General features: G+C 72.1%; 14 protein-coding genes and 1 pseudogene. 9 read left to right on the forward strand and 6 right to left on the reverse strand.

Annotated elements, in window-relative coordinates; translation table 11 throughout:
• Nucleotides 1-440 precede the first annotated feature (440 nt).
• Nucleotides 441-971, reverse strand: a complete 531-nt coding sequence (locus tag IF30_RS0134050) for a hypothetical protein (protein ID WP_037902040.1) — start codon at nucleotides 969-971, stop codon at nucleotides 441-443.
• Between the two features lie 267 nt (nucleotides 972-1238).
• Here IF30_RS0134050 and IF30_RS0134055 point away from each other — a divergent pair, with 267 nt between their 5' ends.
• Together IF30_RS0134055 and IF30_RS42390 are read left to right on the forward strand one after the other, a co-directional pair.
• Nucleotides 1239-1919 carry a maltokinase N-terminal cap-like domain-containing protein gene (locus IF30_RS0134055; protein ID WP_030245751.1) on the forward strand — a complete coding sequence of 227 codons (681 nt, stop codon included), beginning with the start codon at nucleotides 1239-1241 and terminating at the stop codon, nucleotides 1917-1919.
• A 725-nt stretch (nucleotides 1920-2644) separates the two neighbouring features.
• Nucleotides 2645-4216: a serine/threonine-protein kinase gene (locus IF30_RS42390; RefSeq protein ID WP_078891920.1), complete on the forward strand. Its 1572-nt coding sequence runs from the start codon at nucleotides 2645-2647 to the stop codon at nucleotides 4214-4216.
• A gap of 463 nt (nucleotides 4217-4679) precedes the next feature.
• Here the strand turns inward: IF30_RS42390 and IF30_RS50440 are convergent.
• Nucleotides 4680-4843: pseudogene (locus IF30_RS50440) on the reverse strand (IS630 family transposase); the annotation flags it as partial.
• A 214-nt stretch (nucleotides 4844-5057) separates the two neighbouring features.
• Here IF30_RS50440 and IF30_RS0134075 point away from each other — a divergent pair.
• The 3 genes from IF30_RS0134075 (at nucleotide 5058) to IF30_RS0134090 (ending at nucleotide 8142) form a co-directional block, all read left to right on the forward strand.
• Nucleotides 5058-6242: a SpoIIE family protein phosphatase gene (locus IF30_RS0134075; RefSeq protein ID WP_420791183.1), complete on the forward strand. Its 1185-nt coding sequence runs from the start codon at nucleotides 5058-5060 to the stop codon at nucleotides 6240-6242.
• A 265-nt stretch (nucleotides 6243-6507) separates the two neighbouring features.
• A complete protein-coding gene (locus tag IF30_RS0134085; RefSeq protein ID WP_030245756.1) occupies nucleotides 6508-7086 on the forward strand; it encodes a hypothetical protein in 579 nt (192 codons plus the stop codon).
• Between the two features lie 204 nt (nucleotides 7087-7290).
• Nucleotides 7291-8142: a ribosome-inactivating family protein gene (locus tag IF30_RS0134090; RefSeq protein ID WP_030245757.1), complete on the forward strand. Its 852-nt coding sequence runs from the start codon at nucleotides 7291-7293 to the stop codon at nucleotides 8140-8142.
• A 140-nt stretch (nucleotides 8143-8282) separates the two neighbouring features.
• Here the strand turns inward: IF30_RS0134090 and IF30_RS0134095 are convergent, their stop codons facing one another.
• From IF30_RS0134095 to IF30_RS0134105, 3 genes are all read right to left on the reverse strand, one after another.
• Nucleotides 8283-8450, reverse strand: a complete 168-nt coding sequence (locus IF30_RS0134095; protein ID WP_158835700.1) for a hypothetical protein — start codon at nucleotides 8448-8450, stop codon at nucleotides 8283-8285.
• 393 nt (nucleotides 8451-8843) lie between these two features.
• Nucleotides 8844-11321, reverse strand: a complete 2478-nt coding sequence (locus IF30_RS0134100; RefSeq protein ID WP_078891923.1) for a ricin-type beta-trefoil lectin domain protein — start codon at nucleotides 11319-11321, stop codon at nucleotides 8844-8846.
• Between the two features lie 118 nt (nucleotides 11322-11439).
• Nucleotides 11440-13614 (reverse strand): RICIN domain-containing protein, encoded by a 2175-nt coding sequence (locus IF30_RS0134105; RefSeq protein WP_030245761.1) that lies wholly within the window; start codon nucleotides 13612-13614, stop codon nucleotides 11440-11442.
• Between the two features lie 565 nt (nucleotides 13615-14179).
• On the opposite strand from IF30_RS0134105, the gene IF30_RS0134110 reads away from it, so the two are divergent.
• The 3 genes from IF30_RS0134110 to IF30_RS50670 all read left to right on the forward strand — a co-directional run bounded on the left by IF30_RS0134110 (nucleotide 14180) and on the right by IF30_RS50670 (nucleotide 19107).
• Entirely contained in the window at nucleotides 14180-15229 is a 1050-nt protein-coding gene (locus tag IF30_RS0134110; RefSeq protein ID WP_078891925.1) for a substrate-binding domain-containing protein, read from the forward strand.
• Between the two features lie 153 nt (nucleotides 15230-15382).
• Nucleotides 15383-16960 carry a sugar ABC transporter ATP-binding protein gene (locus IF30_RS0134115; protein WP_030245764.1) on the forward strand — a complete coding sequence of 526 codons (1578 nt, stop codon included), beginning with the start codon at nucleotides 15383-15385 and terminating at the stop codon, nucleotides 16958-16960.
• On the forward strand, nucleotides 16957-19107 hold the full coding sequence (locus tag IF30_RS50670; RefSeq protein WP_324605677.1) for an ABC transporter permease subunit: 2151 nt from the start codon (nucleotides 16957-16959) through the stop codon (nucleotides 19105-19107). The genes IF30_RS0134115 and IF30_RS50670 overlap by 4 nt, the downstream gene beginning before the upstream one ends.
• A 14-nt stretch (nucleotides 19108-19121) precedes the next feature.
• Here IF30_RS50670 and galK read toward each other — a convergent pair whose 3' ends face one another.
• On the reverse strand, nucleotides 19122-20267 hold the full coding sequence (gene galK, locus IF30_RS0134125) for a galactokinase (protein WP_030245766.1): 1146 nt from the start codon (nucleotides 20265-20267) through the stop codon (nucleotides 19122-19124).
• A 256-nt stretch (nucleotides 20268-20523) separates the two neighbouring features.
• On the opposite strand from galK, the gene galT reads away from it, so the two are divergent.
• Complete coding sequence (gene galT / locus IF30_RS0134130) at nucleotides 20524-21627, forward strand: galactose-1-phosphate uridylyltransferase (RefSeq protein ID WP_030245767.1); 1104 nt, start codon at nucleotides 20524-20526, stop codon at nucleotides 21625-21627.
• Nucleotides 21628-21791: the final 164 nt, after the last annotated feature.

Genomic DNA, 21791 nt, shown 5'->3' on the forward strand with positions numbered 1-21791 from the left:
GTGTCGACTGTTGCTCCGGACAACATCTCCTGCTCCGCAGCGGCAACCTCTGCTGGGGTGGCTACCTCAGCCGGCACGTCGGCGGGCTCCGTGTCGTCCGCGGACGACACAGTAGGCTGCGGCGACTCAGCAGCGATCCGGTGCGCAGGCGTGGTGGGCATGTTGTCCGCGGACAACATCCTGAGCGCTTCGCGCTGGGTCGGCGGACAACTCGTCGATGGTCCAAGGACCGCCACCGCCTGGCAGCCGTCCCCGAGCTCGCGGCACTGACCGATCTGGTCCTCAACCCGCCGACGGCCGTCGTCGACCCCCAGGAGCTCTCCCCGGCCACGGCAGACGAGCTGAGCCGACGCTTCTCCCGGATCTACCCCACCATCGGCGTCCAAGACCCGCTCTACCGGCACTTCTGCCGACACCACCCAGCCCGGGAAGTCGCTTGATCAGCCTTCGGCCCCGTAACGAGCCCGCCGCCACGCTTCCTCAAAGGCACCAAGGCCGATCTCCATGGACACATACTGCGGATCACGAAGGTCGAACGGCGGATTGAACGGCCAGTCCTCAGCGCCCGTCGTGACCGAACCACCGTCCGTGGCTATCTCAACCTGCCGCAACCGCCTTCCGTCCGGCCCGAGTTCCATCAGGAAGACCTCCCCTTCCTCGCCCTCAGGCCAACGCAGGCACACACGGTCCCGTCCCGCCAGGACACCGAATCCCGGCTGACCACGCTGGGCATCCCGCTGAGCACGGAGGCTGGACAGCGGATTCGGGTCCGGATCGTCAAGACGGACCTCCTGCAAACCCCACGTCTCGGCTCGTCTCACGGCATCCGGGTCCGAGATCACCTCGACCTCGGCGCAGGCACCGACGATCTCCTCGGCCGAGCCCGCCCACACCCACCACCACAGACCGCCCATCCCATAGTCATGAAGGACCAGATAGCGCGTCTGCCGGTCCTCACCCTGTTGGCTCACAACCCGTGAGCCTGCGTCGCCCTGGGGCCCAGCCCAGATTCCCCACGACCGTCTCGCCATCACCCGGCTCGCAACCCACCCTGGATTCCGCAGAAGCCGGATGCACTGGGAATCCGCGCCGAGCGTTCTCACTCGACCCGCAACCTTGCAGCTCAACCCGGGCTCACCTCCGCCGGGGATCTTGTGGGCTGAGGAACTGCCGTGCCGGCAAAGCGCCTATGGGAACATGTGAAGGTCGCACCGGCTCGACAGAAGAGAATCCTCGGCATGGCCGTCATCCACCACGTTGCTCTCAAACCGACCAAGCTGGAACTGCTCACCTCCTGGCTGCCTTCCCGGCCGTGGTACCTGGGTGGCGCGGGCGAGCCCGAACTCGCCAAGGCCGGCGGCTTCCGGCTGGACGACCCCCAGGGGGACGTCGGGATCGAGTTCATGGTGGTCACCGATACCTCGGGCACCCAGCCGACCGGATACCTGGTGCCGCTCACCTATCGCGGTGCCCCACTCGCCGGGGCGGAGCACGCCCTTGTCGGCACCATGGAGCACGGGGCCCTGGGGCGACGCTGGGCTTACGACGGCTGCCACGACCCGGTGCTGGTCGCACAGTTGCTGGCTCTGATGGAGGGGCGGGTCCAGGCCCAGGACCAAAACACCAGCGACACCCCCGACCGGGAGGTCACCTGTTCCTACATCGGTGACAGCCTCGCCCGCAGGGACTTCACCGTCACTGCCATCGACGACCCGGAGGGCACCGAGCTGGCTGCACCGCATGGTGCAACCCTCCGCCTGCACCGGGTCCTACGTCCCGCCCCGGACAACGCGCCTGTCCCTCCACCGGAGGCGACTGGCCACGTCGCCGGCGCCTGGCACATGCCGGATGGCACCCGCGCGCGGGGGCTGTTCGTTGTCTTGCACAGCGGCGGACAAGCTGCTGCCGGGCCCAGCTGACGAGCTGATCCAGCCAGCCGTTCACGTCGTCGTCGCTGACGCAGTTCGCGTCCATGATCCGCTGTAGGAGCGCGACGGCTTCCTCACGGCTCATTTCCACCACACACATCTCCTCGGCGTGAGCAATCAGCGTGACCAGCCAGCTGGTCGGCCAGGCAAGCCAGGCCCTGTCCGGCAGCGATCAGCATCTTGTGGGTCTCTGGAGGGGTAATGGTCTTGCTACGGCGGGCCCGGCCCGGCGGTGCTGGGCCGGTGCCAGGACAACGGAAGAGAAGGCGCCGCCAAGAGGACGAGAGACCGGGTAGTACCCCCCGCAGCAGTCGGCCGGCCGGGACGGCAGCGCGGCGCGCGGGCACTGGCAAACCCAGACCGCTGGGGCAGATCAGTGCGGGATTCCCGTCTCCGTCCACGCGGCCGCGATCTCGCGGTAGGCGCCCACGGCGGCCTCGCGGCTGCTGACGGTGTCGGTCACGGCGGAGGGTGTTCCCGGCCCCGGCCCCGAGGCCGGGGCCGGGGCCGGGGGGCCGGGAAGTCCGCTCGAAGGGGAAGGCGTCGAGTCCGCTCCGCCGGCGGTCCGCGTCGTTGACCACGCGCAGCCCCTGGCCGAACGGGTCGGGGTGGAGACGGCGAGGAGGTGCCCGGCCGGGTCGGTCGGGGGCGATCATGGCGTGGTGCCTTTCTGGCGGGAATGGCGTCCGGTCGCGGGCTCCGCCAAGATATGCGTCATGATCGATTCAGGGGGACCATCGGCCGGCACCGGTGCCACGGGCATGCTCATCAACGGCCGCTACCGGCTGCACGAACGCCTCGGCCGCGGCGGTATGGGCACGGTGTGGCGGGCCACCGACGAACGGATGCGCCGCCAGGTCGCGCTCAAGGAGCCCGTGCTCCCCGAGGGCATCGACGACCAGGAACGCGACGAACGCTTCCGGCGGATGGAACGCGAGGCGCAGGCCGCCGCCGGGCTGCGGCACCCGAACATCGTCCGGGTCCACGACATCGAGACGGTCGACGGCCGTCCCTGGCTGGTGATGGAGCTGATCGAGGGCGAGAGCCTCGAGGCGGTCCTGGCCACCGGCACGCTCAGCGTCCACGAGGCCGCGACGATCGGCCGCGAGATCGCCGCCGCCCTGGCCGAGGTGCACGCGGCCGGGGTGGTGCACCGGGACATCAAGCCGGCCAACGTCATGCGCACCCGCACGGGCGAGACGGTCCTCACCGACTTCGGGATCGCGCAGATCGACGGCGGCACCGACCTGACCCGCACGGGCGTCGTGGTCGGCTCCCTGCCGTACCTGTCCCCCGAGCGCGCCGCCGGCCAGCGCCCCGGCCCGCCCGCCGACCTGTGGGCGCTCGGCGTGCTGCTGTACGAGGCGGTGGAAGGCGTCCATCCGTACCGCAGGCAGCACTCCCAGGGCACCATCGCCGCGATCCTCTCCGACCCGGTGCCCCCGCCCCGCCGGGCGGGCGCGCTGACCGGGCCGATCATGTCGCTGCTGGAACGCGACCCTGCCCGGCGACCGAACGCCGCCCAGGCGCAGCTGCTGCTCGCCGGGGCGACAGCGACCGGGCAGCCCGCGCCGACCGTGCTCGACACGCCGGCTCCGACGCCCGCGATCCGGACCGCGCTGACCGTACGGCTACGCGCGGCCGGCGCGGCCGTCACCGCGACGAAGCGGCGCAAGACACTCGCCCTCGGCGGGGCCCTGGCCGTCGTCGCCGGCGCCACGGCCTGGGCCCTGTGGCCCACCGCCGCGCCGAGCCCGGCGAACATACCCGCCGGCTACAAGGCGCAGCAGGTGGCGTCGCTGGGCTTCGCCGTCGCGGTGCCGCAGGACTACGTGGCCTCCATCGGCAGCGACGACGCCGCCTGGGCGAGTCCTGACGGGCGCGTCCAGATCGACCTGCGCGACGAGGGCAAGAACACCCAGGACGCCCGGGCGTACGCACAGAAGCGGCTCGACACGACGAAGACCAGCCAGGGCAAGCCGTCGAGCTGCAACGACATCCCGGACCCCTTCTTCATCACACCCGTCCACGGTCCCCAGTCGATGCTCCACGGCGGCGGGGTCAACGCCTCGGTCATCGAGTACGACTACTCGACCAAGGGCGACGAGCCCTACCCGTGCATCGCCCAGAGCCCCAACGACAAGGCCATCGAGCAGTACATGGTTCACGACGGCCACGTCCTGCACCTCTCCGTCACCATCCGTGGCTACGGCAAGGAACAGTCCGACGGCCAGAAGGCCGACTACACCGTCTACGAGAACGTCAACAACTCGCTGACGTTCGGCTGACGCACCCGGGACGGGACGGACCGGTGCCGCCAAGCCGACGACGGTGGCCATGGACCCCGACGTCGCCGTCGTCGAGTCCGCTCTGACGGGTGCGCAGGCGCTCACCGTCGTGGCGCGGCGCTACGGGACCTCCACGCTGACGTGGAAGAACCACCGGCGCCGCGTGGGGGGCGACATCCTGTGGCCGCGGGGTGACTTCACCGCGGCCACCCAGGCCCTGCGGCCGGGCGGGCGGAGGCCGAGCAGTACGAACGCACCCGGGGAGCCGGCCCTCGCCCAGACCCGCCCGCCCGGCCCTGGTCACGGCGTTTCGTCGGCCCAGGCCGCGCCAGCGTGGAGAACGCCTCGCTCGCCGGTACCTCCGAGTGAGTCCGGAATTCTGGTACGTCCCGGGAAGTGGGGAGGAGCCCACAGGTAGCGGACGATGCTCTCGCCTTCATCAGATACGGCGGTCCGGCCGGTGACTGGTGAAGGTCACCTCGGCGACCTTCACCACCCGCATGCCCTGCGCGGCAGCAGCATCCGGGCCCACCGCCATGTCACCACCGACCCGGTGCCCCGGCGGACGCTCCGCAGCAGCAGCCGGCCCTCGTCGTCATCGATCTCGCGCACACGTACTCGTTCCAACCGCCCGGACAGGATGACGATCCCTGCGCCGCCCGGCACAGCCACCCGAGCGGCGCGGCCCGGCCCAACAGGGCAAACGCATGGCTGGCTTCGTCGCTGGGGCGGTACGTGGCGGGTCGGCGAGGCGGTCCGGGACCTCGGGTCGCCGCCCCTGGGCCGTCGGTGGCGGGGCTGGTGTGAAGCCGGTGAAGCGGTGCACTGTGGAGGGGTGGCGATCCGGCGTTTGACGGCCGGTGTACGGCAGGCGTGGAAGCCGAACCACGCGCTGCTGACGATCCCGCTGGTGCTCATCGCGGCGATCACGGTCGTGGACATTCTGGTGCCGGCCGATGTGCACCTGGGACCGCTCCTGGTGATCGCACCGGCGATCACGGCGTCGTTCGCCGGTCCGCGGCTGGCCGCCTTGATCGGTTTCCTGGCGGTGGGGGCCCAGGCGTTCATCGGCTGGCACTTCGGCGTGCTGTTCTCGCGCAACGTGCTCGTGCAGATCCTCGCGCTGACCGTGCTGTCGTGCCTTGTGGTGATCTTCTGCGTGGCGCGGGAACGGCGCCGCACTGAGCTGGCCCGCGTGCGGTCGGTCGCCGAGGCGGCGCAGAGCGTTCTGCTGTGGCCGCTGCCGGAGCGGATCGGTCCGCTGCGGATCGCCTGCCTGTACATGGCCGCCGAGGACGAGGCCCAGATCGGCGGGGACCTGTATGCGGCCACCCGGACCGGCAACGCGGTCCGGGTGATGATCGGCGACGTCCGGGGCAAGGGTTTGTCCGCGATCGGTGAGGCCGCGTTGCTGCTGGGGGCCTTCCGTGAGGCCGCCCACCGGCACACCGTTCTTCCTGACCTTGCCGCGGCTCTGGAGGAGAGCGTCACCCGCTACCTGGCGGAGTTCGAGCCGGCGGAGGAGGCGGGGGAGCGATTCGCCACCATGCTGCTGCTGGAGATTCCCGACGAGGACCACGTCACGCGCATGATCAGCTGCGGTCACCCCCCGCCCGTGCTGCTGAGCCCCGGCGGCGCCGTCACGGTGCCGAGTCTTCACCCGGCGCCGCCACTGGGCGTCGTCGGCGCCCTGGGTCCGGCGGGCTACGCCCTCGATGTGGTCTCGTTCCAGCCCGAGGACACACTCCTGCTGTACACCGACGGTGTCATCGAGGCCCGTGAAGCCTCCGGCGCCTTCTACCCGCTTGCCGACCGAATCGCCCAGTGGACGGAAGCGGGCCCCGAGACACTTCTTCACCACATCAGGCGCGACCTCCTGGCCCATGTCGGCGGACGGCTCGCCGATGACGCGGCGCTCGTCGCCCTCCACCGCACGCCCACCGTGCCGCGCGGCCGACGGCCCGGTCGCGCCCTTCACGTCGGCGGGCTCGGCCCTGACCCCGGCCGCGGACCAGGCGCCCGGTAGGCCGAGGCGGGGGCCCGGCAAGGCACCCACCGCTCTCGGCGCCTCGCACACCACCGGCCCGCTGCCCGGGCTCCGGCCCGGCGGGCGGATGCCGCTGATCGCCGTCTGTCCGAGCGCCGCAACCCTCCCGTCCTGCATGCTCGGCAACCTGCCCCGGGAGCCCGAGGTGCCGGCCGCCGAGCTCGAGGCCGCCACCGACGCAGGCCGAGCTGCCGAGGCACCGGCCGCCGGATGAGCAGCGTCACCCGGCGGGGCACCACCCCCGGTGCCGGGCGGGTGCTGTCCACCGTCGTCCGCCCGGCCAAGCACCCCGCTCCCGTGGTCGCCCGCCGCCCTCGACGGCGAGCTGCACACCGCCCTGGCCGCCTACGAGGAACGGGCCGCCGTGTGGTGCGAGGCCTTCGAGGACCTGGACGACGACGCGCTCGCCGAGGCCGCCGTCGAGGCCCGGGCAGCTCCCCCACTGAGAGCGTCGATCGCCGAACTCGGCCGCACGCTCACCGCGGCGGTCCACGGTCGGCCGCTGTCCGACTGGGCCGCCGACGCGGGCCGCACCGAGCACGTCCGCTGGCGCCACGCCCGCCAGGCGCTGCGGGAGGACGTCGCCCAACACCACCGGCTCGTCCAGCACGGGCGCAGCGCAGCGCGGCGTTCGCGGAACGGACGGTCTCCAGCTGCTCTTCGGCCTCCCGTCCAGGCGCTCCTCGCGGTCCTGGTGGCAGGGCCGACAGCGGCCGCCGGGGCGGCGGGTCCACTCGACCTGTCCCTGGCAGCCGTACTTCCCCGGTGCTCCCCCGCCCCGGCACGCCCGGAGCGCCGGAGCAGCGGTGTCGGCGCTGCGTAGCGCACCTGCCGACGGCGCGTCCGTCCGGGAGCCGCAGCGCACCCGGTGACCCCCGTCCGCGGACAGGCCCTGGCCGTGCGCGGACAGGCGATGACGTGTGCGCGATCGGAACGGAGGAGTGCGAATCGGCCTCCTAGGCTGAGCCGACCTCACCGAACGGGCCGTCACCAGGCCCGGATCCACTGGACGGGACCCCTGAATCCTGTGAAATCCCTGACGAAGCTGCACTCCGCGCTGATCTGCGTCGCCCTGGCCCTGGGGCTGGTGACCGGTCTCAGCGGCACCGCGTCGGCCACCAACTACCGGATCGTCGACTGGGACATCTCCCGGGTCACCGACGGCGGCCAGGAGCACGCCGCGCGGTACTACCACGCGGTCGACGGCCTGCACCAGAACTCCTACGGGAACGCCACCCACGAGAACGCGGTCATGCAGACCACGACCGACCCCTCCCGGATCGTCCAGATCCGCATCCGCGACACCGGCGGCAACGAGCTCGTCTCCCTCTACTTCTGGGCCGACAACCTCTACCTGGCCGGCTTCTACGCCCCGTACGGCGGCGACGCCGGCTCCGGCCGGCACCACTTCTCCTTCGCCGACGGCCGCGACATGGGGGCCTCGCTCGGCGTCGGCACCCGCAGCCTGGTCCGGACCGGCAACTACACCAGCCTGCCCGGCGGCAACAACCGGGAGAACCTCCGCATCACCCCGGCCACCCTCTACAACGCCGCCTACGTGCTCGGCCACGCCACCGGCTACAACGACAGCGTCGGCGCATCCCTGCTGCTCATGATCCAGGCCTTCTCCGAGGCGGCTCGCTTCGGTCCGATCTTCTCCCAGGTCTACAACAACATCTACAACCACAACGAGACTCCGCTCGGCCGGGACCTCGCCGGGCTGGAGAACCAGTGGGACGAGATCTCCCGGTTCGCCCACGACGTCCGCCGCAACGGTTCGTCCTACCTCAACCTCTTCGGCAACCCCGTCCGCAACTTCAACGACCTGCGCACCCGGCTCTCCTTCGTCGAGGTGATGGGCTCCGTCGCCCAACTCTGATCCCCCGCAGGAGATTTGCGGCCTGACCTTCGCTACGGCCCGGCGCCACCTCGGCGCCGGGTCCTTGCCGTCCCTCGCACGGTCACCGACCCCGGCCCGTCAAGGCGGAGTCATGGGACCGCCCCCGCCGCCGGCGGGCCTCAGCACCTCGCCCCCGAACCCGAACCCGTCGCCACCCCGCACTTCTCCACCAACCTGCGGACCACCAGGTTGGCACCGGAGACGGACAGCGAGATCGGGACACCGTCGCGGTCGCAGATCAGCTGGATCTTCGACCCCGTCTGCGCCGGATGCCGCTCGGATGGCATCCGCCAGCCGCTCCACTGCCTCGGCCGGGGCAGCCGCGTCCCCGAACGCAGGCAGCAGGAGGCACCGCCGACCCCGAACCCTTTCATCGGCCGCCCGCCCACCTCCTTGACCCGTTCCGTCCTGCCCGTTCCATCCTGCCCGCTCCGTCCTGCCCGCTCCGTCCTGCCCGCTCCGTCCTGCCCGCTCCGCCGTCCCGACCGCACGGGCTGCCGGTCCGGGGCGCCTGCGGGACGGGCATGCCGTCGGGCGCACGGCGCGGCGGACGGCAGCCGGATGCGCGACGGCCCCGCCCGGCGGCGGGCCGTCCGGCCCGAGGACGGTGGAAGCGTCCGTCGGGCGGAGGGCCTGACCTCCGGGCGGGGCCGTTCAGGTGGTCCCCGCCGGTCAGCCGGCTACGGCAGGGTCCAGCGCTGGTTGGCGCCGCCGTTGCAGTCCCAGATCTCCAGCTGGGTGCCGTTGGTGGTGGCGAAGGCCGGGTCGTCGAGGCAGCGGCCTGACTGGGCGCTCTTCAGGGTGCCGTCCGGCTGGGGCGTCCACTGCTGGTTGGCGCCACCGGTGCAGTCCCAGAGTTCGACCGGGCTGCCGTTGACGGTGGCGGCGCCGGTGACGTCGAGGCACTTGCCGTTGTGGGTGAGGGTGCCGTTGGACCTGGTCCACTGCTGCGCGGCGCTGCCGTCGCAGGCCCAGAGCTGTACGGCGGCGCCGCTGGTGCCGTCGACGGGGCGGGCGCAGGTGCCGGGCAGGGCGGAGGCGAGCGGGCCGGTGTGGGTGGTGGCCGTGCCGGGGGTGACGGCGAAGTCGTCGAACTGGTCGGTCTGGTAGCCGGTCACGCCGAGGCCGGCCCGGCCGTTGGTGAAGCTGCCGTCGGTGGCGCCGCCCACGGTGGTGCCGTCGATGCTCGCGCTGAGGGTGGTGCCCTCCATGGTGAACGCGACGGTGTGCCAGCGGCCGGTGCCGAGGGCGGAGGTGGTGCCGCTCGCGAGGGTGGTGAAGTGCCAGCCGGTGTCGCTCTTGTCGATGGACCAGGCGCCGGTGTCGCTCACCCGCAGGTGGTAGGCGTTCAGGCCGTTGTTGTTGCGGCCCTGCTGGTTGACCCGGCCGAGGAGTTCGACGGAGCCCGCCTGCTCGAACATGGTGTCGGCGGTCACGGTGTAGTTGGACCAGCCGCCGTCGCCCATCATCGTGTACGGGGCGTTGTAGGGCTCGTCCGTCCAGCGGATCGGCGAGGTGGGGGCCATCTGGCGCAGGCAGGTGCCGGCCCGGCCGCCGCCGCAGGCGACGGTCTGGAAGGCGCCGTTCATGTCGGTGAAGTACTTCGGCGAGGTGGTGGTGGCCGGGGTGTCGAAGCCGTCCGCGTAGGGCAGCTTCATCGGCGCGGCGGGCGGCGGGGTGGCGGTGCCCTTGCCCTGGCCGGTGGTGGTGGTCACGGTGTAGACCCGGCCGGGCTGGAGGGTGAGGGTGTAGCTGCCGCGAACGGGGGTGACGTCCTGCTGGTGGACGAACCAGTTCGCCGGGTCGCCGGAGGTGAGGTCGGTGGACCAGACGTGGACCTTGCCGGTGGACAGGCCGCCGGTGACGGTGAAGCTCGCGGTCTGGGCGGCGCCGGCGTCCATGGTCTCGATGACGGTGCTGTAGTCGCGCTTGTTCGGGCTCTCCAGCGTGACGTAGCTGCCGTTGGTGCGGGCGCCGCCGAGGTAGCCGCCGGCGGCGTCGATGTAGCGCCAGCCGGGCTTGGCGAACTGCGTCGTCTGCGCCGTCACCCAGGTGGTCTTGCCGATGCCGTAGTTGCCGGACCAGGGCTGGTTGGCGATCGACATGCCGTCGGTGGAGAAGAACAGGTCGGGGTAGAGCGCGGCGATGACCGGCCAGTTGATGAACGAGGTCATCTTCCCGTCGAGGTAGCCGCGGTTGATGCCGCGCGCCACGGCCGGGGCGCCGGTGTCGGTGTCCTGGGAGCCGTTCTCGCTCGCCCACAGCGGCTTGCCGAGCGCCTGGGCGGTCGGCGTGCTCGGGCAGCTGGTGAAGGCGCTCATGTAGCCGCAGGGGTAGTGCACCCCGACGACGTCGACGGCGTTCTTGAAGGCCGGGTCGACGGCCATCGCGTCGGCGACGTCCCAGGTGTCGTCGGAGGCGACGACCTTGGTGGCGCCGTAGCCCCGGGCGACGAGGGTGCTCTTCAGGTTCTCGTACCAGGCCTTGTCGTAGCCGCGCTCGTTCCACCCGCCGAGGTAGGAGACGTTCAGGTGGTGCTGGGAGGCGCAGCCCATCCAGGACATCAGGTAGTCGACGGTGTCCTGGGACCAGAAGTTGCCGTTGCCGATCCAGCCGGGGGCTCCCCAGGACAGGCCGGCGAACACGATGTCGGGGTTGCGGGCCTTGGCCTGCTCGGCGAGCCACCACTGGTAGCCCTGGTTGCAGTCGACGGTGCCGCGGCTGTGCTCGATGCTCGGTTCGGCGCCGTCGGTGGAGTTGGTGTCGCCGCCGATCTCCAGCTTGAGGACCTGCAGCGAGGCGCCGTAGCCGGGCTTGAACAGGTAGTCGAGCAGCTGGCTGCGCTGGGGCTCCGGGTAGTCCGCCAGCAGGCGGGAGTTGCCGCCGCCGCCGGAGATGGCGCCGACGCCGTCGAAGGTGAGGCCCGGCTTGGTGCCGTCGACGGTGACGGCGGTGACGGCGGCGGTGACGGCGGTGGCGGTGGCGGCGGTGGCGGCGGTGGTGGTGGCGGCGGTGGTGGTGGCGGTGGTGGCGGTGGCGGTCTTCGGCTCGGCGGCCTGAGCGGCCGCCGGTGCGGCGAGGCCGCTCAGCGCGCCGGCGAGCACGAGTGCCGCGCTCAGGGCGGTGCGCCGGATCGAGGACGGGTGTTGACGGCCCATGGGCGTCTCCGGGGTGGGGAGGGGTGGGGGTGGTGGCGCTCCGTGCCGGACGCCCCGGCGGGCGTCCGGCACGGCGTTGGGGGGAGGGGCGTTCACCGGCCCGCTACGAGACGGCCCGTCAGGACACGGTCCACTGCTGGTTGGGCTTGCCGGTGCCGCAGGACCACTGGACGACCTGGGCGCCGTCGGCCGTGGAGGCCCCGGTCACGTCCAGGCACTTGCCGCTGTTGACCGACACCAGCTGCACGGCGCCGGACCCGGCGACCGGGACGAGCGTCGTGACGGTGGTGTTGGCGAAGTCGGCGTGCTGGAAGCCGCCGACGCCCAGGCCGACCTGCCCGCTGTGGTGGCCGGCGTCGGTGACGGAGGCGACCTGGGTGTGGTCGACGGAGGCGGTGATCGTCTGGCCCTGCACGGCGAGTTCGAGGTTGTGCCAGGTGCCGGAGCCCGCGCCGGCGTAGCTGCCGCTCGCGAGCACCGTGTCGGTGCCGGAGCGGTCCTCGGTGAACAGGCTCCAGGCCCCGGTGTCGTCGATCTTCAGGTGGTAGCCGGAGCGGTCGTGGTCGACGTGGTCGATGCGGCCGAGCAGTTCGGCGGAAGTGCCGGCCTGCTCGAAGGTGACGTCCGTGCTCGCCCGGTAGTGCGCCCAGGCGGGATCGCCCAGGAGGGTCAGCGGGGTGTAGTTCATGTCGTCGTGCCACGGGATGGGTGCCCGGGTGATGACCTGGCGCAGGCACGTCGGGGTGGTCGCCCCGGCCGGGCAGGGCGCGGTCTCGAAGGCGCCGGCCCAGTCGTGGAAGTAGCGGGCGGTGGCCCCGGCGGCGTAGCCGCTGAGGTCGGCCTGGTACGGCAAGGGCATCCGGGCGGGCGCGGGCGGGGTGGCGGCGCCCTTGCCCTGGCCGGTGGTGGTGGTGACGGTGTAGACGTAGCCGGGCTGCACGGTGAGCGAGTACGTGCCGCCCTTCGGCGTGATGTCCTGGGTGTGGACGAACCACTTCGACGGGTCGGTCGAGTTCAGGTCGGTGGCCCAGACGTGCACCGGTCCGGCGGACAGGCCTCCGGCGGTCCTGAAGGTCACGCTCTGCGCGGCGGTGGCGTCGGTGGTCTCGACCACCGTGCTGTAGTCCCGGCCGGACCTGAGCGTGACGTAACTCCCGCTGTGCGGGTCGCCGTTGGCGCCGGATCCGGCCAGGTAGCCGCTGGAGCCGTCCAGGTACCGCCAGCCGGGCTTGGCGAACTGGGTGGTGTGCGCCATCACCCAGATGTCGCGGCCCACGGCGTAGTTGCCGGACCACGGCTGGTCGGCGGCCATCAGCCCGGCGCCCGCGTAGGGCAGTTCCGAGGGCCAGGAGCTGACCAGCGCCCACTTGATGTCCGCGGTGATCCGGGCGTCGAGGTACTCGCGGTTGACGTTGCGGGCCAGGGCGGCCGGGTCGGCGCCGGAGCTGTCGTTGTCGTCCTCGGAGGCCCACAGCCGCTTGCCCAGCCCGGTCGCGGTGTCGTTGCCGGGGCAGGCGGTGTAGACGGGGGTGGAGTGCCAGCAGGTGCCGTGCAGGCCGATGACGCCGACGGCCTTGGCGAAGGCCGGGTCGGTGGCCATGTCCTGGGCGATCGCCCAGTGCTCGTCGTCGCTGTCGGAGGCGACCAGCGTGGTGCCCTGGTGGCCGTGGGCGTCGAGGTCGGCGCGCAGCTTCTCGAACCAGGCCTTGTCGTAGCCGCGTTCGTTCCAGCCGCCGAGGTAGCCGACGTTCAGTCCGTGCTGCTGGGCGCAGCCGAGCCAGGACTCCAGGTAGCCGATGTTGTCCTGGGACCAGACGCCGCCGTTGAGCCAGCCCGGCGCGGCCCATTCCAGGCCGTAGAAGGTGATCGCGGGGTTGCGGGCCTTGGCCTGCTCCATGAGCCACCACTCGTAGCCGCGGTTGCAGTCGACCTCGGTGGGGGTGCGCATGTGGGACGGTTCGGGGCCGTCGGAGGAGTTGGCGTCACCGCCGATCTCCACCTTGAGCATCTGCAGCGAGGCGCCGTAGCCGGGCTTGAAGAGGTAGTCCAGCACCTGGCTGCGCTGGGGTTCGGGGTAGTCGACCAGCAGCCGCGAGGTGGCGCCGCCACCGCTGATCGCTCCGAGCCCGTCGTACGGGCGGCCCGGTGAGGTTCCGTCGAGGGTCACCGACTGGGTGGCGGTGGCCGGCGCGGCTGCCACCGCCGGTGCGGCCACGGCGGCGGCGGCCACGCCCAGGGTGAGTGCCGCCAGGGCCGTGAGGCCCCGGCGGAGGGGGTGGGGGGGTCTGTTCATCGACTGCTCCTCGGGTCGGCAGGGGAGGGGGCCGCCAGGCCCGCTCACGGGCGCAGGAAGGGAACGGGGGGTGCTGGCGGGTGCATGCCGACATGCTGCGGAGGACAGTAGACCCATCTTCCAACAACAATCAACAACTAAGGATGAAAGACAACGGGATCCGTCACCATGCCCACCGCGGTGACCGCCGATCCCGAGGCCGTTTCCCCTCCCCACTCCTTCCACCGGCATGCTCTCGCCAGGGGGGTGTTGACGTCGTCCCGGCGTGTGCTCGAAGCTGTCCGGGGCAGCGACCTACCAATCGGTAAGTTGCGCCCGGCAGCCAGGGATCGGTTGCGACCAGGGAGATCGCAGCGCTCGACGACGCCGGAGGCGAGGCCGGTCCCGGAGGCCGGGGGCGCCGCCACCATAACGAGACGGTCTCAAATGCTCCGAACGGGAAAAATGAGCTTGACTCACGTCCAGCAGGGGCGCTTTCTTTTGACCATCGCGTTTGATTGCGATGCTTTCTGATCGATTGTGTTGCTTCTCAATCGGTCGGTCCCTCACCCTCAGGAGCCCCACCATGCACCTCTCCCTCCGTGGCCGCCTGGCCTCGCTCGCCGCGCTCAGCCTGGTCACCACGTTCGGTCTGACGGCCTGTTCGACCGGGCAGACGTCCTCGAACAGCGCCGACGCTCCGGTCGCCCCCGTGTCCGGCAAGGTCTCCATCACCTACCTGCAGAAGCAGGGCGACCAGCAGTACTTCGTGGACGAGGCCGCGGGTGCGAAGGCCAAGGCCGCCGAGCTGGGCGCCGACCTGAAGGTGGTGAACCTCGGCAACGACGCCAACAAGACCGTCGGCGAGGTGCAGGCCGCGATCGCGCAGAAGAGCAACGGCCTGATCATCGTGGTGCCGGACCCGGCCGTCGGCCCCCAGGTGGTGCAGACCGCCCGGGACGCCAAGGCCGCGCTGCTCACCTCCGACGACCAGGTCTGCGCGACCGGCCCCGCCCCTGCGCAGTGCGCCGCGGGCGACCTGGTGCCCCGGATCGGCTTCTCCGGCCAGCAGATGGGCCAGCAGGTCGGCCAGCGCGCCGCGGAGGAGTTCAAGAAGGCCGGCTGGAACGCCGCCGACACCCGGATCATCTCCGCCTGGAAGCAGGACGTCACCGTCTGCGGCGACCGGGTCAAGGCCGCCAAGGAGGCCTTCGACCAGGCCGTTCCGGGCGTGCAGCTGATCGACGTCGCCACCGACAACACCCCGACCGGCGCGCAGGACAAGGTCGCCGCCACCATCACCGCCAACGCCGGCGTCAAGCACTGGGTGGCGTGGGGCTGCAACGACGAGAACGTCCAGGGCGCCGTCACCGCCCTGCAGAACGCCGGCATCAGCCCCGACGACATCGACGGCGTCGGCCTGGGCGCCTACCTGGCCTGCAAGGACTGGGCCTCCGGCAAGCCCTCCGGCATGAAGGCCGCCCTGTTCATCAACGGCAAGGACGTCGGCGCCCTGTCGGTGCAGACCATGTTCGACAAGCTCAAGAACGGCAAGGACTTCCCCAAGGAGGCCTTCGCGCCGACCAAAATGGTCGACGCCGCCACCTGGCAGTCCGCGGGCGTGTCCTGCAGCTGACGCCGCGTCGAGCCGCCGGTGGGGCGGGCACCGACCCACCCCACCGGCGCCGCTCCCGGAGCCCGTACCCCGCGACCACCGGCACCGCCGGGCGCCCGCACGGCTCCCCCCGACCGCACGCACCGCACGCACCGCACTGCCAACGAGGCCCCGATGACCACACCCGCACCGTCACCCGCACCGCAGGCGAGCGGCTCCCCCGGCCTGAGCGCCGAGGGCGTGTCCAAACGCTTCGGCTCCGTCCAGGCGCTGACCGACGTCACCCTCGCCTTCCCGCCCGGCCAGGTCACCGCCCTGATGGGCGAGAACGGCGCCGGCAAGTCCACCCTGCTGCGCATCCTCACCGGTGACCACCTCCCCACCGAGGGACGCGTCCTGCTGGACGGCCGGGAGCTGAACCTGCACTCACCGCAGGACGCCCGCCGCGCCGGGATCCGGATCATCCCCCAGGAACCCGAGATCATCCCGCACGTCCCGGTCGCCGAGAACGTCTACGCCGGCGCGCTGCCCCACACCGCGCTGCGCCGCCTGGACCGCGCCGAACTGCGCCGCCGCATCACCGCGGACCTGGCCCGCCTCGGCTTCGACAAGGTCCTCGACCCTGACCTGCTCGGATCCGAACTCACCGCCGCCCAGCGCCAGCTGGTCGAGATCATGCGGGCACTGACCGGCGCCGTCCCGCCGCGCGCGATCGCCTTCGACGAGCCGACCTCCTCGCTCTCCGAACACGAGGTCGAAGCCCTGTTCGCCCTGATCGGACGGCTGCGCGACGAGGGCATCGCCGTCGTCTACGTCTCCCACCGGATGAAGGAGATCTTCCAGCTCGCCGACCGCATCGCCGTCCTGCGCGACGGCCAGGTCGCCGGCGTGGTCGAGGCCGCCGCCACCGACGAGAGCGAACTGGTACGGCTGATGGTCGGCCGCGACCTGTCCTCACTGTTCGTCCGCCAGCAGGTCGCCACCGACCGCGTCGTCCTGGACGTCCGCGACCTCACCACCGACGACGTGCACGACGTCAGCCTGCGGGTCCGGGCCGGCGAGGTCGTCGCCCTGGCCGGCCTGATCGGCGCCGGACGCTCCGAACTCGCCCTCGCCCTGGCCGGCGACACCCCGATCCGCTCCGGCACCGTCGCGCTCAACGGCCAGGCGCTGCGGCTGAAGGACCCGCGCGCCGCCATCGCCGCCGGCATCGGCCTCGCCCCCGAGGAGCGCAAGGCCCAGGCGCTGTTCCTGCAGCGCACGATCCGCGACAACACCTCGCTGGTCAGCCTGGGCCGGCTCAGCCGATGGCGGTTCGTCAGGCGGCGTCAGGAGAAGGCCCTCGCCCAGGAGTACGCCGACCGGCTGCGGGTGCGCGCCCCCTCCATCGAGGCGGAGGTCCGCACCCTGTCCGGCGGCAACCAGCAGAAGGTCGTCCTCGCCCGCTGGCTCGCCCGCAAGCCCGACCTGCTGATCCTCGACGAACCCACCCGCGGCGTCGACATCGGCGCCAAGGCCGAGATCTACCAGATCATCGCCGACCTCGCCCGCGCGGGCACCGCCGTCCTGGTCATCTCCTCCGAACTGCCCGAAGTCCTCGGCCTCGCCGACCGCGTCGTGGTGATGCAGAACGGCCACACCACCGGCGAACTCACCCGCGACCAGGCGACCGAAGAGGCCATCCTCGCCCTCGCCATGGCCGACGACCTCGCCCCCACCGCACCCGCCGCCCAGACCGGAGAGACCCGATGACCACCGCCACTCCCCCGACCGCTCCGGCGCCGGACACCGGAGCCCTGCCCGTCCGGTCCGGCGGCCCACGCTCCGTGCTCGCCGCGATCGGCGGGCAGAACCTCAGCCTGATCGCCGCCCTCGCCGCCGTCGTCGCCCTGTTCGGCAGCCTCAACCCGAACTTCGTCGGCTGGGACAACATCCAGGTCATCGCCGAAGCCGCCACCATCTCCGGACTGCTGGCCGTCGTCCAGACCGTCGTGATCATCTGCGGCGGCCTCGACATCTCGGTCGGCTCCCAGGCCGGCCTGGCCTCCGTCACCAGCGCCATGATCTTCACCTCCACCGGCGCCAACCCGTACCTCGGCATCGGCGCCGCCCTCGCCATCGGCGCCGGCATCGGCCTGTTCAACGGCGTCGTCATCATCTACGGCCGGGTCAACCCGACCATCGCCACCCTCGCCGGACTGGCCGCCTACAAGGGCATCGCCCAACTCGTCTCGAACGGCCGCGCCCAGGGCTACGTGCTCAACGACCCGGTCTTCGTCTTCCTCAGCCGAGGCAAGATCGCCGGCCTGCCCACCATGGTCTGGCTGCTGATCCTCACCGCCGCCGCCGTGCACGCCCTGCTCACGTACACCGACATCGGCCGCAACATCTACGCCATCGGCGGCAACGACACCGCCGCCCGCCTGGCCGGCATCAACCTCAACAAGTACCTGATCGCCGCCTACGCCCTCTCCGGCACCGTCGCCGCCCTCGCCGGCGTGCTCCTCACCGCCCGCACCGGCAGCGGCCAGCCCGTCTCCGGCAGCGAAGGCCTGGAACTGCAATCGATCACCGCCGCCGCCCTCGGCGGCTGCGCCCTCAAGGGCGGCAAGGGCAGCATCGGCGGCACCCTGCTCGCCGTCGCCCTGCTCGGCGCCCTGCAGAACGGCCTCACCGTCCAAGGCATCAACGCCTTCTGGCAGAACGTCGCCGCCACACAGTGGGAGCGGGTCCGGACCCGGCCGGAGGCGGAACGAGCGGTCGGCCGTCGAGGGTCGGCCGGACCGCGACCGGAACTGCCGGTGCCACCCCGGGTGGTGGCACCGGCAGTTCCGTGCTGCGCCCCGCGCTCCGAGCCCGCTACGGAGGAGGCCCACCCAGGGCCCGACCGGTTGGGCCCTGGGCGCCCCGGTGTCCTGGGATACTGGATCATGTCGCGACCGCCTGCTCCCCCGTCGCCGACGCGAGTGCACCGGCCGTCCGACCGGCCCGCGGCCCCCGCCCGGGTTCGTCCACGACCGTCCCGGGGTCGGCCCGCCGTTGAGGAGGGGATACGGGAGCGACCAAGCATCCGTTCGATCGAAAGGGCCTTCGTGGCTGATCAGAGTTGGCTCGCCCCGCAGCGCCAGGCGCTGATCCTGGAGGCCATCCGCAAGTCCGGCGCGGTGCGCGTCGCCGAGCTGGTCGAACAGTTCGGGGTGTCGGACATGACGATCCGCCGGGACCTGGACGCCCTGGTGCGCCAGGGCGACGTGCGCAAGGTCCACGGCGGAGCCATCGCGGTGGGGACCGCGAGCACGGACGAGCCCGGCTTCGACGTCAAGTCCGGGCTGGAGGAGAGCACCAAGGCCGCCCTGGCGGACGCCGCGGCCCGGCTGGTGGAACCCGGCAGCGTGGTGGCGCTGTCCGCCGGCACCACCACCTACGCGGTCGCCTCGCGGCTGCTGGAGATCCCGCAGCTGACGGTCGTGACCAACTCCCTGCGGATCGCCGACCTCCTGTGGGCAGCGCAGAGCGACGGGAGGGAGACCGTCCCGTCGCTGCTGTTGACCGGCGGGGCGCCGACCCGCTCCGCGGCCCTGGTGGGAGCCCTGGCCGACCAGACGATCCGCACGCTCCACGTGGACCTGCTCATCCTCGGCGTGCACGGCGTCAGCCAGCAGGCCGGACTCACCACGCCCAACCTGGCCGAGGCGCAGACCAACCGGGCCCTGATCGCCTCCGCCCGCCGTACGGTCGTGGTCGCCGACCACACCAAGTGGGGCGTCGTCGGCCTGAGCAGCTTCGCGACCCTGGCGGAGATCGACTGCTTCATCACCGACGACGCCCTCCCGGCGACGGCCCGCGGCGAGCTCGCCGACGCGGTCGGCGAGCTCGTCGTGGTGCCGGCCGCCGGCTGACCGGCGGCGCCCGGTCAGGCCACCCGCCGCGCTCCCGCCGAGGGCACGGCGGTGAAGACCACCGGCTCGGCGAAGCCCGCCGGGCGGAAGGCCGAGCGGACCGCGTCCGCGACCGGTTCCACCTCCGCCGCCCCGACCAGGGCGATGACGGAGCCGCCGAAGCCGCCGCCGGTCATCCGGGCGCCCAGGGCCCCGGCGGCGACGGCGGCCTCGACCGCGAGGTCCGTCTCGGCGCAGGAGACCCGGAAGTCGTCGCGCAGCGAGGCGTGTCCGGCCGTCAGGATCGGCCCCAGGGCGGCGATCCGGCCGCCGTCCAGGTGCTCGATGGTCTCGGCCACCCGCTGGTTCTCGGTGACCACGTGCCGCACCAGCGGGGCGAGTTCCTCGGGCAGGCGCTCCAGGGCCGCGGCGAGGCCGACGGCCGGCAGGTCGCGCAGCGCGTCCAGGCCGAGCAGCTCGGCGGCGCGCTCGCAGCCGGCCCGCAGGGCGGCGTAGGCGCCGTCGCCGAGGTCGTGCTTGACCCGGGTGTCGATCACCAGCAGCCGGAACCCGGCCGCCTCCAGGTCGAGCGGGACGTGCCGCTGCTCCAGCGTCCGGGTGTCCAGGAACAGTGCGGCGCCGTCCGTGCAGCAGGCGGAGGCCATCTGGTCCATCACCCCGCAGGGCACCCCGACGAAGGCGTTCTCGGCCCGCTGGGCGATCAGGGCGAGCTCCGGCGCGGACAGGCCCAGCCCGTACAGCTCGTTCAGGGCGGCGGCGGTGGCGCACTCCAGGGCGGCGGAGGAGGAGAGCCCGGCGCCGGACGGCACGTCGCTGTCGACGAAGAGGTCGGCGCCGCCGACCGCGTGTCCGGCCTCGGCGAGGGCCCAGAACACGCCGACCGGGTAGGCGGACCAGCCGGCGACGACGCCGGGCGCCAGGCCGTCGAGCGCGATGTCGGTGATCGTGCCGTCGCCCTGGGAGCTGTAGAGGCGGACCCGGCCGTCCTCGCGGCGGCGGGCACCGACCCGGGTGGTGTGCGGGAGGGCGATGGGCAGGACGAAACCGTCGTTGTAGTCGGTGTGTTCGCCGATCAGGTTCACCCGCCCGGGTGCGGCCCACACGCCGGCGGGCCGTCCACCGTGGACGGCCTCGAAGTCACTGACGGCCTCGTCGATCATCTGCTCTGCTCCCGTGCCTCGTGCGCCTGCCGGCTCCCGCCCGGCCTTCCTCAGCGGGGGAGCCGATTTCGACATAATCAAACATGATTGACACCTGCGGTCAACACCTGCGGGTTTCTCGTTAGCGCGGGCCCCGCGGAACGACGGCTCGGCGGCCGAGCAACTCAAGCTTGTTGGCAAATGAGCATATGTGTTTGAATCTGTTGAACATCGGTGCACAGGCTGGCCGACGTCCCCCGCACAAAGGAGCACAGCGGTGCACAAGACCGCTACCAAGCTGGCCGACGGCCGCGAACTCGTCTACTACGACCAGGAGTCGGGCACGACCCGGAACGCCCCGGACGAACGCCCGCTGGAACCCGCCGCGAGCCTCTCCGAGACCCGGCTCGACCCGGTCCTCGGCGAGTGGGTGACCGTCGCCGCCCACCGCCAGCAGCGCACCTACCACCCGCCGGCCGGCGAGTGCCCGCTCTGCCCCTCCCGGGACGGACGGCTGAGCGAGATCCCGGCGGCCGACTACGAGGTGGTGGTGTTCGAGAACCGCTTCCCCTCGCTCGCCCTGGACTCGGCCTCCCACGTCGCGCCCCAGGACGGCCCGCTGCACACCCTCCGGCCGGGCACCGGCCGCTGTGAGGTGGTCTGCTTCGCCCCCGACCACGACGCCTCCTTCGCCGACCTGGACGAGGCCAAGGCCCGCCTGGTGCTGGACGCCTGGAGCGACCGCACGGCCGAACTGTCGGCCCTGCCCGAGGTCCGGCAGGTGTACTGCTTCGAGAACCGCGGCGAGGAGATCGGCGTCACCCTCTCCCACCCCCACGGGCAGATCTACGCCTTCCCCTTCGTCCCCTCCCGCACCGCGCGGATGATCGCCAGCGCCGCGGCCCACCGGACCCGGACCGGGCGGAACCTCTTCGAGGACCTCCTCGCCACCGAACGGGCCACCCCCGAGCGGCTGGTGCTCCAGGGCGAGCACTGGACCGCCTTCGTACCCTTCGCCGCCCGCTGGCCGTACGAGGTCCACCTCTACCCCCACCGGCGGGTGCCCGACCTCACCGCGCTGAACGAGGCCGAGCGCGCCGAGTTCCCCGGCCTCTACCTCGACCTGCTGCGCCGCTTCGACCGGCTGTTCCCCGCGCCCGCCGGCTCCGCGCCGAACCGCACCCCGTACATCTCCGCCTGGCACCAGGCACCGAAGGACGGCGGCGAGGAACTCGCACTGCACCTGGAGCTGTTCACCATCCGGCGCGCTCCTGGCAAGCTCAAGTACCTGGCGGGTGTGGAGTCCGGGCTCGACGCCTTCGTCACCGACGTGAGCCCGGAGAGCGCCGCCGCGCGGCTGCGCGACGCCGCGACCCACTGACCCGGCAGCACGCAGGAGGAACCCGCATGCCCGTCGATCGAACCGTGCTCACCGGCGCCCGGTTGGTCCTGCCCGGCGGCGTCGTCGACGGCGACCGGCTCACGATCGCGGGCGACCGCATCGCGGGCCTCGGCGGCGACACCGAACCCGGCGACCTCGACCTG

The sequence above is a fragment of the Streptomyces sp. NRRL S-350 genome (assembly GCF_000719705.1).
Taxonomy (GTDB): domain Bacteria; phylum Actinomycetota; class Actinomycetes; order Streptomycetales; family Streptomycetaceae; genus Kitasatospora.

What these genes read in the sequence shown, in the direction of transcription:
- IF30_RS42390 (WP_078891920.1), top strand. Translation starts at nt 2,645, where the DNA reads ATGATCGATTCAGGGGGACCATCGGCCGGCACCGGTGCCACGGGCATG.
- galK (WP_030245766.1), bottom strand. Translation starts at nt 20,267, where the DNA reads ATGATCGACGAGGCCGTCAGTGACTTCGAGGCCGTCCACGGTGGACGG.
- IF30_RS50670 (WP_324605677.1), top strand. Translation starts at nt 16,957, where the DNA reads ATGACCACCGCCACTCCCCCGACCGCTCCGGCGCCGGACACCGGAGCC.
- IF30_RS0134100 (WP_078891923.1), bottom strand. Translation starts at nt 11,321, where the DNA reads ATGGGCCGTCAACACCCGTCCTCGATCCGGCGCACCGCCCTGAGCGCG.
- IF30_RS0134095 (WP_158835700.1), bottom strand. Translation starts at nt 8,450, where the DNA reads ATGCCATCCGAGCGGCATCCGGCGCAGACGGGGTCGAAGATCCAGCTG.
- IF30_RS0134110 (WP_078891925.1), top strand. Translation starts at nt 14,180, where the DNA reads ATGCACCTCTCCCTCCGTGGCCGCCTGGCCTCGCTCGCCGCGCTCAGC.
- IF30_RS0134055 (WP_030245751.1), top strand. Translation starts at nt 1,239, where the DNA reads ATGGCCGTCATCCACCACGTTGCTCTCAAACCGACCAAGCTGGAACTG.
- IF30_RS0134115 (WP_030245764.1), top strand. Translation starts at nt 15,383, where the DNA reads ATGACCACACCCGCACCGTCACCCGCACCGCAGGCGAGCGGCTCCCCC.
- IF30_RS0134105 (WP_030245761.1), bottom strand. Translation starts at nt 13,614, where the DNA reads ATGAACAGACCCCCCCACCCCCTCCGCCGGGGCCTCACGGCCCTGGCG.